Below are 16,001 nucleotides of genomic sequence, written 5' to 3' on the forward strand. Positions count from 1 at the left end.
CGCTCACTCCCCCGCTTCTAAACTCCCGTATTTCGTCATCACCAGAGCCCGGCCGCGAATCTTCATGGCAGAGGTGTGTTCAGTAAACTGGGCAATCATGATTTCGCCTTTATCCAGTTTCTCGGAATGGTGAAACTTGGTGTCCCTGCCCCGGGTCAGGCCGATAATGGTTACGCCGTTCTCCAGGGCTTTGATGACAATAAAGTCGGCAGCGGTAACGCTTTCCCTGTCCTCCATCAACTCACCTCCCTACAAAAAACCGTAACGTTTTAGCAAAACTCGCTCGACTTCAGGTGGCACCAGGCCATGGATACACCCCCCCAGGGAGGCTGCCTGGCGAATGATACTTGAGCTTAAGAAGGAATACTCGGTAGCCGTCATGAGAAAAACCGTCTCCAGGTCACTGGCCAGCTTTTTATTCATTATCGACATCTGGAATTCATATTCAAAATCGGAAACTGCCCGCAGCCCCCTGACGATAGCCACGGCCTCTTCCCGGCGGGCAAAATCGACCAGGAGTCCAGAAAAAGACTTTACCGTTACACCGGGTATATCCCTGGTGACGGTCCTGACCAGCTCCACCCTTTCTTCCAGGGAAAACAGGGTCTTTTTATAATTATCGGCAGCCACCCCCACCACAACCCGGTCAAAGATACTTACCGCCCGCCGGATAATATCCAGGTGCCCGTTAGTAATCGGGTCAAAGGTGCCTGGATATACAGCCACCTTCAACTGGCTATCACCTCCTCCTCCGATTATATGGCATCCCGTTCACCGCCGCCGGAACTATCGGCTTCGCGCAAAGTTTACTAGCGTCTCGAACCCAGTCGTCTCCGCCTGTACCCCAAATCGTTTACATATTCATGGTTTGTGGCGGGGGCGCCAGCCCCAGGATGGGCTCTTTGAAAAACGCTCTCTTCTTTGGCTGGCTTTGTGCTGCCTTGCTGCAAACAAATGTCAGGGCTAAATTTTTATGGTATTTGTTTGTGGATGCCGTGCCACAATGGCTAACTCTTTTTACCTTTCTAATTCCACCTGTTTCTTTATATTCCTCCTGGGCCGGGTTAAATTCTATTTTCCTGCACCAGCTTAATTTTATCATACCCGCCTAAAAGCCCGGCCAAACTTGCCATCAACTCCGGCACCGGTTCTATCCAATAACGCCTGTGTAAGGCGATAGTCCTACGGCTGTCGGCCAGATAGAGATATACCTGACAGGGACCCGGGTGGGCGGCTAAAGTATCCCTCAGGGCTGTTAGCTGTCCCTCACTAGATAGCTTGAGGTAGAGACGTCCCCCACCCTGCCGGGCCTCCGGTAATGTCCCGTGGGTCCCTGCCGGAGGAGGGAGGGTCCGGTCTCCCCCGCCGGCCTCCGGCGCCAGGGGCCGGACCAGGTTGGCCAGGACCTGGACCCCTTCTTCCTGTTTATCGACCTGCCCCTGGACCAGGACGGCCCGGTCGGGAGCGAGCCAGGAACGTACCTGGCTGTACATCCGGGGAAAGAGGACAGCTTCTACCTGACCGCTGAAATCCTCCAGGGTGAGAACGGCCATGGGATCACCCTTACGGGTTACCAGCCGGCGCAGGCCGCTGACCAGGCCGCCGATGGTAACCTGGCTGCCATCGGCTATCTCCGCCAGATCGGCCAGGGAATGGGAGGTCAGCTTTTTTAATACCGGAGCATAGGGTTCCAGGGGATGGCCGCTCAGGTAAAAGCCCAGGAGTTCCTTTTCCATGGCCAGTATATCGGCCCGGGAGAAGTCGGTTACCTGGGGCAGGGGGGGATCGTTAACCTCTTCAGGCACCAGGTCCATGAGGGAAACCTGGCCGCTGCGGCGGTCTTCCTGACGCCTGGCGGCCACTTCCAGGCACTCGTCCAGGCCGGCCAGGAGCTGGCGGCGGTTGGGGTTGATAGAATTAAAGGCGCCGCAGCGGATGAGGCTCTCCACCACCCTTTTATTGGCCTGGCGGCTGTCCACCCGCCGGCAGAAGTCCAGGAGGGAGGTAAAGGGACCGCCTGCTTCCCGGGCGGCAATAATGGCCAGGGCGGCGGCCCGGCCAGCGTTTTTAACGGCCGCCAGGCCAAAGCGGATCTGCCTCCCAGTGACGGTGAAATCGACCCCTGATTCATTGACATCCGGCGGCAGGACGGCGATCCCCAGGCGCTGGCACTCAGCCAGGTAGGGCTCCATCTTGTCCAGGTGCTCGGCCACGCTGGAAAGAAGGGCGCCCATAAGCTCGGCCGGGTAATGGGCCTTCAGGTAGGCCGTCTGATAGGCTACCAGGGCGTAGGCCGCCGAATGGCTGGCATTGAAGCCGTAGCCGGCGAAGTATTCCATCAGCTCAAAAATTTTCTGCGCGACATCCCGGGGTATAGCCTTGGCCTCTGCCCCGGCCAGGAAGCGATCCCGCTGGGCCGCCAGGACCTCGGGCTTCTTTTTCCCCATGGCCCGGCGCAGGAGGTCGGCCTGGCCCAGGGTAAAACCGGCCAACTCGCTGGCAATGCGCATGACCTGCTCCTGGTAGAGGATAACCCCGTAGGTGTCTTTGAGTATCGGTTCCAGGGCCGGGTGCAGGTAACTGATGGGGGTAACCCCGTGTTTGCGCTTAATAAAATCTTCGACCATACCGCTTCCCAGTGGCCCGGGCCGGTAGAGGGCCACCAGGGCGATGATATCTTCAAAGCGCTCCGGCTTGAGTTCTTTCAGGATGGCCCGCATGCCGCTACTTTCTAGCTGGAAGATGCCGCTGGTTTCACCGCTGGCCAGAAGCTGGTAGGTTGGCCGGTCATCCAGGGGCAGGCTTTCCAGGTCCAGTTCCCGGCCATGGTTGCGCCGGATGGCCTCCCGGGCGTGGCCGATAACCGTCAGGGTGCGGAGGCCCAGCAGGTCCATCTTCAATAGCCCCAATTCCTCCACAGCCTGCATGGGGTACTGGGTGGTAACGGCATCCCCTGTCTTTTGCAGGGGCAGATAATGAATTAAAGGCTCCCGGGTGATGACAATCCCCGCGGCATGGATGGAGGCATGGCGGGGCATACCCTCGATGGCCCGGGCCGTATCCAGGAGTTCCCGCACCTCCCGGTTGCCTTCGTAGCTCTCTTTTAAATCCGGGCTGGTGGCCAGGGCCCTCTCCAGGGTAATACCCAGCTCCATGGGCACCATCTTGGCGATCCTGTCCACCTCACCCAGGGGCAAACCCAGGACACGGCCCACATCCCGGACGGCCGCCCGGGCGGCCATGGTACCGAAGGTAATGATCTGGGCCACATGGTCACGGCCGTACTTCTCCAGGACATACTGGATGACTTCATCCCGCCGTTCGAAGCAGAAGTCCATGTCGATGTCCGGCATACTGACCCGTTCGGGGTTTAAAAAACGTTCAAAGAGGAGGTTGTAGCGCAGGGGATCAATGGAGGTTATCCCCAGGCAGTAGGCCACCAGGCTGCCGGCGGCCGAACCCCGACCCGGCCCCACCGGGATCCCCCGCCGGCGGGCGAAATTGACCATATCCCAAACTATCAAGAAATAGCCCGGATAGCCCATTTGCTCGATTATACCCAGCTCGTACTCCAGGCGCTGCCGGGCCGTTCCATCGTCATGGGGGTAACGCCGTTTAAGGCCCTCGTAACTCAGGCGGCGGAGATAACTGGCTGCGTCCTCTCCTGCCGGCACCTGGTAGGCCGGCAGGTGTAACCGGCCGAAGGTGAAGTCGAAATGGCAGCGCTCGGCGATGGCCAGGGTGTTGGCCAGGGCTGAGGGTACCTCCCGGAAGAGGTTGTCCATCTCGGCAGGAGATTTTAAATAAAACTGGGCCGTGGGAAAACGCAGGCGGTTAGGATCGTCCAGGGTCTTGCCTGTCTGGATACAGAGGAGGACGTCATGGGCCCGGGCCTGGTCCTGGCGAATGTAGTGGACGTCATTGGTGGCGACCAGGGGAATTTTTAATCTGGCTGCCAGGTCTACCAGCCGGCGGTTGAGCTGCCGCTGTTCCGGCAGGCCCTGGTCCTGGAGTTCCAGGTAAAAATTCTCCGGGCCAAAGACCTCCCGCAGCCAGGTAGCCGCCTCATAGGCCGCATCTTCCCGGTTCTTTAAAAGGTGGGCTGGCACTTCCCCAGCCAGGCAGGCGCTCAGGGCTATGAGACCCTGGCTGTGGCGGCTCAAAAGCTCCCGGTCCACCCGGGGCTTGTAATAGAAACCTTCCAGGAAGGCAGCCGAGACCAGGGCCGTGAGGTTGCGGTAACCCGTGGCGTCGGTGGCCAGGAGGACCAGGTGGTACTGGTAATCATCCCGGTGGGGCTCCCGGTCGTGGCGGGAGCGGGGAGCCACATAAACCTCGCAGCCGATAATGGGCTTGATGCCTTGTTCCCGGGCCGCTTTATAGAACTCCACGGCGCCGTACATGACGCCGTGATCCGTGAGGGCCAGGGCGGGCATACCCATTTCCCCGGCGGCCCGGACCAGATCCTTGATGCGGCCGGCTCCATCCAGGAGGCTGTATTCACTGTGGACATGGAGGTGGACGAAAGACTTCATGGGGAGTAATTTCTACATCCAGGGGCAGATTCCTTTTCTGGCATAACCCCATCTAAAGAGACGTAAGATATTTAGGAAGCCGCCCCCTTCCTAGTGTACCCTGTTTCGGAGGCCACTTATAAATGGACGGTTTTTTACCCAAGCTGCTGCTCATCTTCTTTACCGCCCTGGGAGTCGTCCTGGGAGCGGCCATAGTGGGCTCCCTGGCGGCCATCCTGGTCGGGCAACCTCCCTTAAGAACCATGACCCGCCTGGCCCTGGAGATCAAGATCTGGGCCATTGCCGCTGCCATGGGCGGTACCTTCAGTGCCATTGAGATTTTAGGCCAGGGCCTCCTGGAAGGCCAGTTTCGCATCCTGCTCAAGCAGCTATTATTTATTATTATTGCCTTCTTCGGGGCCCAGGTGGGTTACTGGCTCATTCAGAACCTTGCCGGAGGTAAGTGATGCGCTACCTGGCCATTTTTATCCTGGGCTTTCTCCTGGGGGCCAGTCTCACCAATCTCTTCCTGGCCCGCCAGCAGGAACAGCTGCACCTGGCCAGGGCCGAGCTGGAACAACGCCTGGAGGCTGCAGGTGAAGAGCTGGCCCAGTTAAAGGAGAGTCTTTCCCAGCGAAGGCACCAGGTAATTGTAGCCATCGAACCGGTAATAACCTTTGAGGGTGACAGGCCAACGGCTGTAGAAAGCCGGGCCGCCACCCAGGCCATCACGAGGGAAGTCCAGAACATCCTCTCCCCTTTAAAGGGCCAAGACGTTCAACGGCTAAATCCGGCCCTGATCCCGGCTATGATCGACGGCCGTACCATCAAGGTAAACGGCCGCCAGTTCAAACTCAAGGTCACCCTTCTTCTCATAAGCGACAAAGTGATTGTCCACCTCCAGGCTCAGGGCCTGTCCTCCTCTTCCTCCTCATCGGCCACATCCCTGATGGCCGGTTGCCCGGCAATGGTGGCCATATAGGCGGAGCCAATCTTCCCCTGGGGGAAATCCTCTGGTCTTAAGATACGGTCCTCCCTGCTGGTGGGCGGTCGTTTTTCTTTAGACTCCACGTTTGATGCCTCCCTGTGCTAAGATGCTGCTTTTACGTTCTTTACCACTATCCTGATTTTAACCTCCGGGCCAGCAGCCCGCCGATTTTGCCACTCTCGGCAGAACTCAGGGCTCCCCAGCCACACTGCTCTATTTTATCCAGCAGTCCCAGTTCAGCAGCTACTTCCAGTTTTATAGCCAGTATCTCCGGGTTTTCCTTCTTTTTACCCACCAGTTTTCACCTTCGTCCAGCCGTTTCCCCTTCTGCCGGGGGCGCTTTTCCTTATATTGCAACCGGTTTCCCGCTTCGCTAGGCCGGGCTATTTCCCCTTCCCCCGGGTAGACCCTCTGAGGGAATGCCGGTTGAGGTTTTTTCTCTCTCCCGTGCACCCGGCGCGCGAGGTAATTGCAAGGTTGCCTAAGGGCGTTCCTTCTCGCCCGCCTTTCCCCTTCTCTCTAAAACCGCCCCCAAAATCGGCCTGCGGGCCGGGGCAGGGACCAGGCGACCTGGAAATGCCGGTCGTAGAGCCAGGATTTCTTTTAGAACGTAATAGGCCAGGCCTCCGAGGAGCAGGAAACCGGCATAACCCACCAGGGGGAAAAGGGTGGCCACCAGGCGGGAAAAGCCGGCCTGGCCGGCTGCCAGGGCCACGGCACTGGCTCCTATAGCCAGCCGGCGAAAGTTATTTCCTCCCGGTCCGGCCAGGCGGGCGGCAAAACCCTAGAGGCTGCTGACAGCAGTAGTATAGATCTCCGCCAGCAGGACGGCGCTGTAAAAAATGCGCAGGACGGGGCTGAAACTGCCGGCTATATACAGCATGGGCACTTCCAGGGCCGTTACTGCCGGGGCCGTGGTGATCAGGGCCAGGGTAATGGCTATGGCTCCCAGCCCCAGGCCCAGGCCCCCCAGGAAGGCCCCCGGCAAGAGGCGCTCCTGCCGGGCCAGGGCTCCCAGGGGGCCCAGGACAGCAATGGATAATACCAGGTTGTAAGAAGCATAGAGGAGGGCCGCCAGGGGCCAGGAAGATACGGCGGCCTGGTAAGTCTCCTCCCAGGAAAGGTTGGCTACCAGGGCGGGCAGGTTTTTAGCCACCGTGGCCAGGCTGATGCCAAGTACAGAGGCTATCAAGACCGGGGCTACCAAACTGATGGAGTCAATCACCTTCTCAATGCCCGCCAGGACAGTTACCAGGGTGATGGCTATCAGCAGGCTGCTGCCCAGGAGCACGGGCAGATGGAATTCCTGCCTGAAAATGGCCCCCGAACCGGCAGCCATGACGGCCAGGGCGCCAAATAGGAAGAAGGTGGTGACGGCATCTACCGCCCGGCCGATGAAGGCGCCGCCGGCCCGGTGCATCACCTCCAGGTGGGACTCCGCCTTTAATTGAAAGCCCAGCCTAAGGACGGTGTAGCCAAAAAAGATAAATAGAGCCGTGGCCAGGATCAGGCCCAGGATGCCCCGCAGCCCGAAGTACCCGAAGAACTGCAACACTTCCTGGCCGGAAGCGAACCCGGCCCCCACCACGGTGCCGATATAAGTAGCGGCAATCTGCCAGGTAGAATACTGTTTGGCCATGGTATCCTTATTGTGCCTGAACCAGGCAGCCGCTAAACTGGTAAAAGCTTACCAGGACCAAAGCCGTCGTCCCCGGAACTTACTATAACTAAGCCTCCTTTCTATCCTTCCGGAGACACATATTTCATGGTTAAAACTGTGTCCAATAATTGATAGACCGAGGGTTAAAAAACTGTTATAGTTTTTTTGGTGATAACCTTGCTCGACAACCAGTTACTCACTTTCAAGGCCGTAGCCGAACAAAAGAGTTTCTCCCGGGCCGCCCGGGTATTACACCTGACCCAGCCGGCTATCAGCCTGCACATCCAATCTCTGGAAGAATATTTCGGCACCCGTCTCCTGGATCGCAATAACCGCCAGGTTACCCTTACTGAGGCCGGTCGAGTTCTCTATAATTACGCCCTGGAGCTGAGCAGGCTATATGACGAAGTCAAAAAAGCCCTGGCAGATATCAGCGGCAAAGTAAAGGGCAACCTGGTGGTAGGCGCCACCCTGACTATCGGCGAGTACTTTCTGCCTTCTATTGCCGGGGAATTTAAAAGGCAGTACCCCGACGTGGAAATAACTTTGCGAATCGCCAATACCCAGGAAATCATCTGCCGGACCCTGGATGGTGAACTGGATCTAGCCCTCATTGAAGGCCAGGCGAAGCATCCCAATCTCATTCAGGAAGATCTCTTCCAGGATGAACTGGTGCTCATTATTCACCCGGAACACCGCTGGGCCGGACGCAGAGAAATCACTCCGGAAGAATTAAGGGAAGAACCCCTCATCCTGCGAGAAGAAGGGTCAGGCACCAGGCAGATAACCGAGGCGGGGTTAAGGAAAGCGGGGTTAGAATTATCCACTCTGAAGGTGGTAATGGAGCTGGGTAGCACCCAAGCCATAAAAGAAGCAGTCGAAGCGGGGTTGGGTGTCGCCATTATCTCCCGCCTGGCAATAAAAAAAGAGATCAGGTATAACCTGCTCCGGGAAGTAAGACTCCAGGGAATTGATTTCCGGCGCACTTTCCACATCGCCTACAACAGGCATAAATTTCGTAGCGCCGCAGCCGAAGCTTTCCTAGCTTTTTTACTATCTACCAATTTTTAGGAGAATTTATATCTTCCCATTCCCGAACACGGCTTTTTTAGCCTGGCTTTTGCAGAAGGGATTCCTGGAGGACCCCCATTTAATTCCAGGTATCGGAAAGCCCGTAAGGCCCATATTCGCGAAAACGGCAAACGCCTCACTATTGGCAACCCCTTCGATGACGATATTTCTTTGCCTTCTTACGTCCCAGGCGCCCTTTTTAATTAATCAAACTGGCAATAACCAGAAAGATAGTTAAGCTAAGGACAACGGAACCCAGCAAACTGGTTACCAGGCCCCGGCTGCCGACCTTTTTGATCATTTCCAGGCTTACGTTAAGGCCCAGGCCGGCCATAGCCACGGTCAGGAGAAAAACACCGACCTGGATCAAAAATGCGATAAGGGGAGTTGACAGAATAGCCATAGTGTTGATACCGCTAAAAACCAGGAAACCCAAAATGAACCATGGCACCTGGAGCTGGCGCCAATGCCAGCCGGCGCCAGTTTCATTTTGACGAGCAAAAATTAATCCTAGCACAAGAGCTACCGGCACCAGGAAGGCCACTCGCCCTAGTTTTACCAGGATAGCGATATCAGCGCTGGCGCTGCCCCCGGCCTGGGCTGCCGCAATCACATGGGCCAGTTCATGTAGGCTGCTGCCGGATAATAAACCATACTGGAAGGAAGTTAAATTAAGTACCGGGTAAAGCAGGGTGTAAAGAATCGTAAATAGGGTTCCCAGCAGGGCGACAATAGCCACCGCCACGGCAGTTTCATCATCCCGGGACCTGACTATCGGGGCTATGGCGGCAATGGCTGCTGCCCCGCAAATACCCGTCCCGGCAGCTATGAGGGCGGCTAATTTTTTATTAAGCCCCATCCTCTGCCCCAGGAAAATAATTACTACCATAGACACTAAGATGGCCAGGATGTCAAGGAGAATTACCTGCGGGCCGGCAGCAATAATTTTAGGGATATCCAGACGCAGTCCCATGAGGATAATGCCATAACGGAGAATTTTTTTGCTGGCGAAATTAATGCCCACCTCTGCCGTTGCTGGAATGTCCATAAGGGAACGCCAGGCAACACCCAGAAGGATAGCAAGAACCATGCTGCCCATGATTTTTAGAATCGGTAACATGGCAAGCTGCCTGGCAACCAGGGTAAGAATTACAGTCAGGCCCACCCCCTGGATAAGACCCAAGCCCTGGTTCCCTTCAGTCATTGTTGGATTCCTTGTAGACATATTGTTCATCCCCTTCCATGCAATTTTAAACCCAGGATAGCACTGGAAGGAGCAAGTGTAAAATATATAATACTTATCGTTGCTATTAGCCGGTTTTAACACTTATCCTCCAGAATAATTTTTTTGCCTGAAAGGGTTGACAGGAGTTGGGGTATTATATATAATGAGACCGTAAACGTTAACAGTAACCATTACTATTACAGAAAGGGGTTATCATAATGGCAGAACTGGTCAATGATGTCAAGCTGGGTGTAACCAAAGGGACAGTAGTGGAGGATGCCGTTGAGGCCAATTTCAAAGGCGAGACTATGGAAGTCGGCCTCTATCTGGCCATGGCCCGCCAGGCCCTGCGGGAGGGTTATCCCGAGGTGGCCCTGACCCTGGAGAAAATCGCCTGGGAGGAAGCCGAGCACGCCGCCCATTTTGCCGAGCTAAACGGCAAGATCAGCGCCAGCACCAAGGAAAACCTGGAAAAGATGCTGGCCGGCGAGCTGGGAGCAAATAAGGGCAAGAGGGAGGCCGCCGTCAAGGCCAAGGAGAATAACATCGACCACGCCCACGACTTCTTCGACGAGTCCTCCCGGGACGAAGGCCGCCACGCCCGGGCCCTGGAAGGTTTGCTGGCCTGTTACTTCAAGTAGGTATCTGCTTGTATTGGCAGGCCTGTAGCCCATAAACGGCGTACATCACCTCCAGCCGGGGTACATCACCCCGGCTCTTTTTGCGGGATTTTTCGGGGCAGGAAGGTACGCCAATCGCCTCGAATAATCCTTGACTTCAGCATTCAAGGGCATTATAATTGAGTAGTAGGTTGCTGACGGGGCGTAGCTCAGTTTGGCTAGAGCGCACGGTTCGGGACCGTGAGGTCGGGTGTTCAAATCACCTCGCCCCGACCACTTATGTAAGAAGTTAAAAGCCTATCCTGGGGAGGATAGGCTTTTTTAATATTTAACAAGGACTTTGAAGGCGCTTTTATCGAGAAGGCACGACCTGCCTCTAATTACTGGCGTAAACGATGCCTGCCGCGCCTGGCAGTAACACCATGTGGCTACGGAAGGAGGCCGGGAAAATCCAACTGGCGCAGGGCTTCGTAGAGGACGATAGCCACGCTGTTGGCCAGGTTCAGGGATCTCAGGCCCGGCCGCATGGGCACCCGGAGCACCCTGTCGCCCGCCGGTTCCAGGATACTGGCCGGCAGCCCCCGGGTCTCGGGACCGAAGACGAGGAAATCATCCGGTCGGTAATCAACCTTTGTATAACGGCGCTGACCCTTGGTGGACAGGTAGTAGCAATTGGCATCGGGATAAGCCTCCCGGAAGGCTGCCCAGGTGCTGTGTTCGAGAATATTTACTTCCTCCCAGTAATCCAGGCCGGCTCGCTTGAGGTGTTTCTCATCCAGGCGAAAGCCCAGGGGATGAATCAGATGGAGGAACGTCCCGGTTAGGGCGCAGGTACGGGCAATATTGCCGGTGTTCTGGGGTATTTCCGGCTGATAGAGGACAACGTGCAAGGGCATCACTCTGACTCCTTCGATAATAATAGTTACTAAAAATGGCGATTGCTGGTTGAGTTATATTCCAGCTTCATGGGGGCTGGAGGGTACAATCTGGCGGGGTCGTCAGCACCCTGGAGGGCCCTCCGAAAAAATGGGTTTCCTTTCACTATGAACGGCTCCTTTGTAGATCAGGTAGTCACAGCAACTCTGTATGATACGCCAGCAGCTCAATCGCATCTTCAGCCTCCAGGAAGCCCATTACGGCCGCCAGGACCTGGCTGGCATGGCTGCCGCTGGTGCTGACGCAGGCGATGCCTACTTCGGCCTTCTGGTGGCTGTCCTGGTAATCCACCTCGGCGGCGGCGACATTGAAACGGTTATGTAAACGCGCCAGGATGCTCTTCAACACCCGCCGCTTGTCCTTCAAGCTCCGTGCCCCGGCCAGGCGCAGGGTAGCCGTGCCGACACCGATAACCATAATAGTCATCCCATCTCCCCGGGCGGGTTCACATTCCCACCCGTTTCTGTTATATTATAAAAGATTGTTTAATGTGAGAGGGGGAACCTGCAGTGGGCCAGAATCTAGCCCAGAAGATAATCGGCCAGCACCTGGTGACCGGCAAGATGGTACCGGGTGAGGAGATTGCCATCCGCATCGACCAGACCCTGACCCAGGACGCCACCGGTACCATGGCTTACCTGCAACTGGAGGCCATGGGCGTCCCCCGGGTGCGGACCAGGCTTTCCGTCAGTTACGTCGACCATAATACCCTCCAGACCGGCTTTGAAAACGCCGACGATCACCTGTTCCTGCAGGGCATCGCCGCCAAATACGGCATTATCTTTTCCCGGCCCGGCAATGGTATCTGCCACCAGGTCCATCTGGAACGCTTCGCCGTCCCCGGAACGACCCTGCTGGGGTCCGACAGCCATACCCCCACTGCCGGGGGCCTGGGCGCCTTAGGGATCGGCGCCGGCGGCCTGGATGTAGCCGTGGCCATGGCCGGCGGTCCTTTCTATTTTAACATGCCGGCCGTCGTCCGTGTCAATTTGCACGGGCGTTTGGCCCCCTGGGTGAGCGCCAAGGATATCATCCTGGAAGTCTTACGTAGATTAAGCGTTAAAGGCGGTGTGGGCAAGGTCATCGAGTACGGCGGCGACGGCGTGGCCACCCTTTCCGTGCCGGAACGGGCGACCATTACCAATATGGACGCCGAGCTGGGGGCCACCACCTCCATCTTCCCCAGTGACGCGGTTACCAGGGCCTTCCTGACTGCCCAGGGCCGCGCCGGCGACTGGGTTGAACTCCTGCCCGATGCCGACGCCACCTATGACCAGGTCATCGATATCGACCTGGCCGCCCTGGAACCCCTGGTGGCCCGACCCCACATGCCGGATAATGTAGCCCCTGTCAGGGAGGTAGGCCCGATCAAGGTCAACCAGGTGGCCATCGGTAGCTGCACCAACTCTTCCTACACCGATCTCATGCGGGTGGCGGCCATCCTCAAGGGTAAACGAGTCCATCCGGATGTCAGCCTGGTTATCGCCCCGGGGTCGCGCCAGGTCTTCCGCATGTTGGCGAAAAACGGCGCCCTGGCCGACCTGATCACCGCCGGCGCCCGTATCCTGGAATGCGCCTGCGGCCCCTGCATCGGTATGGGACAGGCCCCGCCTTCGGGTGGCATTTCGGTGCGCACCTTCAACCGTAACTTCCAGGGCCGCAGCGGTACGGCCGACGCGTTAATTTACCTGGCCAGCCCGGAGGTGGCCGCAGCCACGGCCCTTAAAGGTTACCTGACCGATCCCCGGGAGCTTGGTGAACCCATAGAGGTGGCCCTCCCGGAAAGCTTCCCGGTGGACGACGGTATGTTCATCTTCCCGCCGGAGGACGGTTCCCGGGTGGAGATCCGGCGCGGGCCCAATATCAAGCCCCTGCCCCTGCCCCAGCCGCCGGCGGAGGTTATTACCGCTCCGGTCCTTTTGAAAGTCGGCGACAATATTACCACCGACCATATTTCCCCGGCCGGCGCCAGATATTTACCCTTGCGTTCCAACATCCCGGCCCTGGCCGAGCACGCCTTTGAGGGAGTGGACCCGACCTTTGCCCGGCGGGCCAAGGAAGCCGGCCAGGGAATAATTGTTGGCGGGCAAAACTACGGCCAGGGCTCGAGCCGTGAGCACGCCGCCCTCTGCCCCATGTACCTGGGCATCAAGGCGGTCATCGCCAAATCCTTCGCCCGCATCCACCGCAGCAACCTGGTGAATTTCGGCATCCTGCCCCTGACCTTTGCCGACCCGGACGATTACGACCGGATTGCAGCCGGTGACACTCTGGCCATCGACCTGAGCCAGGGACTTGAGCCGGAGGAAATAACGGTTACCGACACCAGCAAGGGCTTTACTTTTAAAGTGCGTCACGACCTCTCCCCCCGCCAGCAGACCGTCATCCTGGCCGGGGGGCTGCTGAACTACACCAAACAGCAGGCAGACCGGTAAATTCCAGGTTACTGAGCACCTAGGATACAGAAAAAGCCCCGGGTCCGCCGTCGGGCGGCCCGGGGCTTTTTCTGTGCCCGGCGCGGGTGCTGCCGGGCCTTGCCGTCTTTCTCCTCCGAAAATAGCGCTCAGTTGCTTAAGCGGCGGGGGTGGCAGAACTCTGTTCTTTTGATCAAACATGACGGGGCGTGCTACTTCTCATTCCTGAAGCCGCATCATGAATTTTTGCCGGGAAAGACGCAATAATAGGCCGGCTGGAGCGGCTTTGTCCTGGGCAGGTGGCGAAGGATGTTTACCTCATGATAGCAAGGGCCACAAAGAAGCCACCTGTCCACCTGCTGATGGTGCTCCTGCCCGCACCTGGGACAAAAACGAAGCTCCCTCCTCGTCTGCATGATCAACACCTCCCGCCAGATTTTCAAGCAAGGATTGTGCCAGGTAATTCCTGGTTGATCCCGGCGCCTTCCGGTCCGGGTTTTAATGCAGGCGTGCATTACTTAATGCGAGTCGGCATTAAACACTCCCCGGAGATTTAATAGAACCACTCTTCCCTCTATTCTTACCCTATGGCATGAAATTTGCAATAACTTTCAGTCAGGGGGCTAAATTTCTTCATCAGGAGGGATGGCTATCATGATTTATATTGATCGGGATCTTTGTACCGGTTGCCGCCGCTGCGCCGAAATCTGTCCCACAGGGGCCATTGAGGGCAACCAGGGTGAACCCCAGATAATCAATAGAGAAATCTGCGTCAACTGTGGCCAGTGTGTGCAAATTTGCAGCGCCTATGCTTCCCCCTATACGACCAGCCCCGAGACCATGGCTGCTAAAAACCGCGAACGCCGCCTGCTCCCGGCGGCCGCCCCCGAACCCTTATTCGCGGCCTATAACGAAAGCCACGAGGAGCTGGTCCGGGAAGCCCTGGCCCGGCCGGACCTTTTTAATGCCGTGCAGTTCGCCCCGGCGATCCGGTTCGCCCTGGCGGAGGACTTCGGCCTATCACCCCAGGTCGTTACCGTCGGCCGTATTGTCGCCGCCTTGAGGCGCCTGGGCTTTAAATATGTCTATGATACCAACTTTGCCGCCGACCTAACGGTGATGGAAGAAGGCTACGAGCTGCTGCAGCGCTTGCAGGGCGACGGTGCTTTACCCCTTTTTAGCTCCTGCTGCCCGGCCTGGGTTAAATTTGTCGAGCAGGCTTACCCGCAGCTAATCGCCAACCTCTCTACCTGTAAATCACCCCAGCAAATGGCCGGTGCTATCTTTAAAACCTACACCGGCCAGCTTGACCCCGATCTGCGCTCCCGGCACCTCTTTGTAACGGCCGTCATGCCCTGCATAGCCAAGAAATTTGAATGTAACCGTCCCGAGCTTGGTGGTAGCTATGGCCGCGACGTCGACGCCGTCCTGACTACCCGGGAACTGGCCCACCTCATTAAGGATAAGGGTATTGACTGGCACAGCCTGGCAGAGGAAGAACCCGATCAGCCCCTGGGCGAATACAGCGGCGCCGGGGCTATCTTCGGCGTTACCGGCGGGGTCACCGAGGCCGTTCTAAGGACGGCGGCCGAAGTTGTAGGCGGTAAGCCCCTGGAGGAGATTGAGTTCCATGAGGTACGGGGTATGGCCGGTACCCGCAAGGTCAATATCAACCTCGGCAAAGAACAGTTGGAAATTATTATCGTGGCCGGGTTAAAGAATGTCGTCCCCATCCTGGACGACCTGATAGCCGGGAAGGCCAGCTTCCACTTTATGGAGGTCATGGCCTGCCCCGCCGGTTGTCTCAGCGGCGGCGGCCAACCGAAAATCCTGGTAGAAACCTATCGCGGCTCCATCTATCGCCAGCGGGCGGCCAGCATCTACAACCACGACCGGGATCTCCCCGTGCGCAAGGCCCATGAAAATCCAGCCATCAAACAGCTCTACGCCGATTTTTTAGGCCAGCCCCTGGGCGAGCTATCCCACGCCCTGCTCCATACCCATTACACTGTCAGGAGGTCAGAAGAGAATGTTTAACTCCCTGATTCTCGCCGACCCGCGCAACTGTACCGGGTGCAAGGCCTGTGAGGTCGCCTGCGCCATTGCCCATATGGAAAAACCGGTCCTCACCGCCGGTATGGTTACCGAACCCCTGTACAGCCGGGTCTTTGTGGTTAAAAGTGGCGGTGCCTCCCTCTCCGTCCGTTGCCGCCACTGTGAAGACGCGCCCTGTGCCCGGGCCTGCCCGGTAGGGGCCATTACCCAGAAAAACAACGTGGTCCTGATTAACTCCGATAGGTGCATCGGCTGTAAAACCTGCGCCATCGTTTGCCCCTTTGGCTCTATTGAGCTGGTCTACAGGGAAAAGGAGCACAAGGTGGTGGCCCATAAATGCGATCTCTGCGAAGGACGTCCGGGGGGACCGGCCTGCGTGGAGGCCTGCTCCTCCAGGGCCCTCTCCCTGCTGGACGGCAATTCCCTCCGCAACTTGATTCAAAACCATCGCCTGGCCTCCGTCCAGGATTTGATGAACTGGGTTCATATCCACCAGTCTGCCTAGCGGAGAAAGAAGG

At 57.4% G+C, this 16,001-nt stretch carries 16 protein-coding genes and 1 tRNA gene; 8 read left to right on the forward strand and 9 right to left on the reverse strand.

Annotated elements, in window-relative coordinates; genetic code table 11:
• Positions 1 to 3 precede the first annotated feature (3 nt).
• The 3 genes from mtrB to MOTHE_RS09200 all read right to left on the reverse strand — a co-directional run bounded on the left by mtrB (position 4) and on the right by MOTHE_RS09200 (position 4,535).
• Positions 4 to 237 carry a trp RNA-binding attenuation protein MtrB gene (gene mtrB, locus MOTHE_RS09190; RefSeq protein WP_011393370.1) on the reverse strand — a complete coding sequence of 78 codons (234 nt, stop codon included), beginning with the start codon at positions 235 to 237 and terminating at the stop codon, positions 4 to 6.
• A 12-nt stretch (positions 238 to 249) separates the two neighbouring features.
• Positions 250 to 732, reverse strand: a complete 483-nt coding sequence (coaD, locus tag MOTHE_RS09195; RefSeq protein ID WP_011393371.1) for a pantetheine-phosphate adenylyltransferase — start codon at positions 730 to 732, stop codon at positions 250 to 252.
• Between the two features lie 332 nt (positions 733 to 1,064).
• On the reverse strand, positions 1,065 to 4,535 hold the full coding sequence (locus tag MOTHE_RS09200) for a DNA polymerase III subunit alpha (protein ID WP_011393372.1): 3,471 nt from the start codon (positions 4,533 to 4,535) through the stop codon (positions 1,065 to 1,067).
• A gap of 122 nt (positions 4,536 to 4,657) precedes the next feature.
• On the opposite strand from MOTHE_RS09200, the gene MOTHE_RS09205 reads away from it, so the two are divergent.
• Positions 4,658 to 4,981, forward strand: coding sequence for a YtrH family sporulation protein (locus tag MOTHE_RS09205; RefSeq protein WP_011393373.1), 324 nt, complete (start codon positions 4,658 to 4,660; stop codon positions 4,979 to 4,981).
• Positions 4,981 to 5,496, forward strand: coding sequence for a sporulation membrane protein YtrI (locus MOTHE_RS09210; RefSeq protein ID WP_011393374.1), 516 nt, complete (start codon positions 4,981 to 4,983; stop codon positions 5,494 to 5,496). The genes MOTHE_RS09205 and MOTHE_RS09210 overlap by 1 nt, the downstream gene beginning before the upstream one ends.
• 136 nt (positions 5,497 to 5,632) lie before the next feature.
• Here MOTHE_RS09210 and MOTHE_RS09215 read toward each other — a convergent pair whose 3' ends face one another.
• From MOTHE_RS09215 to MOTHE_RS09225, 3 genes are all read right to left on the reverse strand, one after another.
• Positions 5,633 to 5,797 carry an alpha/beta-type small acid-soluble spore protein gene (locus MOTHE_RS09215; RefSeq protein ID WP_011393375.1) on the reverse strand — a complete coding sequence of 55 codons (165 nt, stop codon included), beginning with the start codon at positions 5,795 to 5,797 and terminating at the stop codon, positions 5,633 to 5,635.
• 186 nt (positions 5,798 to 5,983) lie between these two features.
• On the reverse strand, positions 5,984 to 6,217 hold the full coding sequence (locus tag MOTHE_RS13710) for a hypothetical protein (RefSeq protein ID WP_053094949.1): 234 nt from the start codon (positions 6,215 to 6,217) through the stop codon (positions 5,984 to 5,986).
• A 69-nt stretch (positions 6,218 to 6,286) separates the two neighbouring features.
• Positions 6,287 to 7,141, reverse strand: coding sequence for a YkvI family membrane protein (locus tag MOTHE_RS09225; protein ID WP_053094950.1), 855 nt, complete (start codon positions 7,139 to 7,141; stop codon positions 6,287 to 6,289).
• A gap of 189 nt (positions 7,142 to 7,330) precedes the next feature.
• On the opposite strand from MOTHE_RS09225, the gene MOTHE_RS09230 reads away from it, so the two are divergent.
• A complete protein-coding gene (locus MOTHE_RS09230; RefSeq protein ID WP_162490078.1) occupies positions 7,331 to 8,233 on the forward strand; it encodes a selenium metabolism-associated LysR family transcriptional regulator in 903 nt (300 codons plus the stop codon).
• Positions 8,234 to 8,432: 199 nt separating this feature from the next.
• Here the strand turns inward: MOTHE_RS09230 and MOTHE_RS09235 are convergent, their stop codons facing one another.
• Positions 8,433 to 9,437 (reverse strand): YeiH family protein, encoded by a 1,005-nt coding sequence (locus MOTHE_RS09235; protein ID WP_236683225.1) that lies wholly within the window; start codon positions 9,435 to 9,437, stop codon positions 8,433 to 8,435.
• Between the two features lie 239 nt (positions 9,438 to 9,676).
• On the opposite strand from MOTHE_RS09235, the gene MOTHE_RS09240 reads away from it, so the two are divergent.
• The gene (locus MOTHE_RS09240) at positions 9,677 to 10,099 is read left to right on the forward strand and encodes a ferritin-like domain-containing protein (protein WP_053094953.1); all 423 of its coding nucleotides are present in this window, start codon (positions 9,677 to 9,679) and stop codon (positions 10,097 to 10,099) included.
• A gap of 177 nt (positions 10,100 to 10,276) precedes the next feature.
• A tRNA-Pro gene (locus MOTHE_RS09245) sits at positions 10,277 to 10,354 on the forward strand.
• Positions 10,355 to 10,506: 152 nt separating this feature from the next.
• Here MOTHE_RS09245 and trmL read toward each other — a convergent pair.
• Both trmL and MOTHE_RS09255 read right to left on the reverse strand, forming a co-directional pair.
• A complete protein-coding gene (gene trmL, locus MOTHE_RS09250) occupies positions 10,507 to 10,974 on the reverse strand; it encodes a tRNA (uridine(34)/cytosine(34)/5-carboxymethylaminomethyluridine(34)-2'-O)-methyltransferase TrmL (protein ID WP_011393380.1) in 468 nt (155 codons plus the stop codon).
• A gap of 175 nt (positions 10,975 to 11,149) precedes the next feature.
• Positions 11,150 to 11,440 (reverse strand): DUF503 domain-containing protein, encoded by a 291-nt coding sequence (locus MOTHE_RS09255; RefSeq protein ID WP_011393381.1) that lies wholly within the window; start codon positions 11,438 to 11,440, stop codon positions 11,150 to 11,152.
• 83 nt (positions 11,441 to 11,523) lie between these two features.
• Here MOTHE_RS09255 and MOTHE_RS09260 point away from each other — a divergent pair, with 83 nt between their 5' ends.
• The 3 genes from MOTHE_RS09260 to MOTHE_RS09270 all read left to right on the forward strand — a co-directional run bounded on the left by MOTHE_RS09260 (position 11,524) and on the right by MOTHE_RS09270 (position 15,988).
• Positions 11,524 to 13,449 (forward strand): aconitate hydratase, encoded by a 1,926-nt coding sequence (locus tag MOTHE_RS09260; protein ID WP_053094955.1) that lies wholly within the window; start codon positions 11,524 to 11,526, stop codon positions 13,447 to 13,449.
• Positions 13,450 to 14,082: 633 nt separating this feature from the next.
• On the forward strand, positions 14,083 to 15,465 hold the full coding sequence (locus tag MOTHE_RS09265; RefSeq protein ID WP_011393383.1) for a [Fe-Fe] hydrogenase large subunit C-terminal domain-containing protein: 1,383 nt from the start codon (positions 14,083 to 14,085) through the stop codon (positions 15,463 to 15,465).
• Positions 15,458 to 15,988, forward strand: coding sequence for a 4Fe-4S dicluster domain-containing protein (locus tag MOTHE_RS09270; RefSeq protein WP_011393384.1), 531 nt, complete (start codon positions 15,458 to 15,460; stop codon positions 15,986 to 15,988). The genes MOTHE_RS09265 and MOTHE_RS09270 overlap by 8 nt, the downstream gene beginning before the upstream one ends.
• Positions 15,989 to 16,001: the final 13 nt, after the last annotated feature.

Source organism: Moorella thermoacetica (assembly GCF_001267405.1).
GTDB classification, from domain to species: domain Bacteria; phylum Bacillota; class DSM-521; order Neomoorellales; family Neomoorellaceae; genus Neomoorella; species Neomoorella thermoacetica.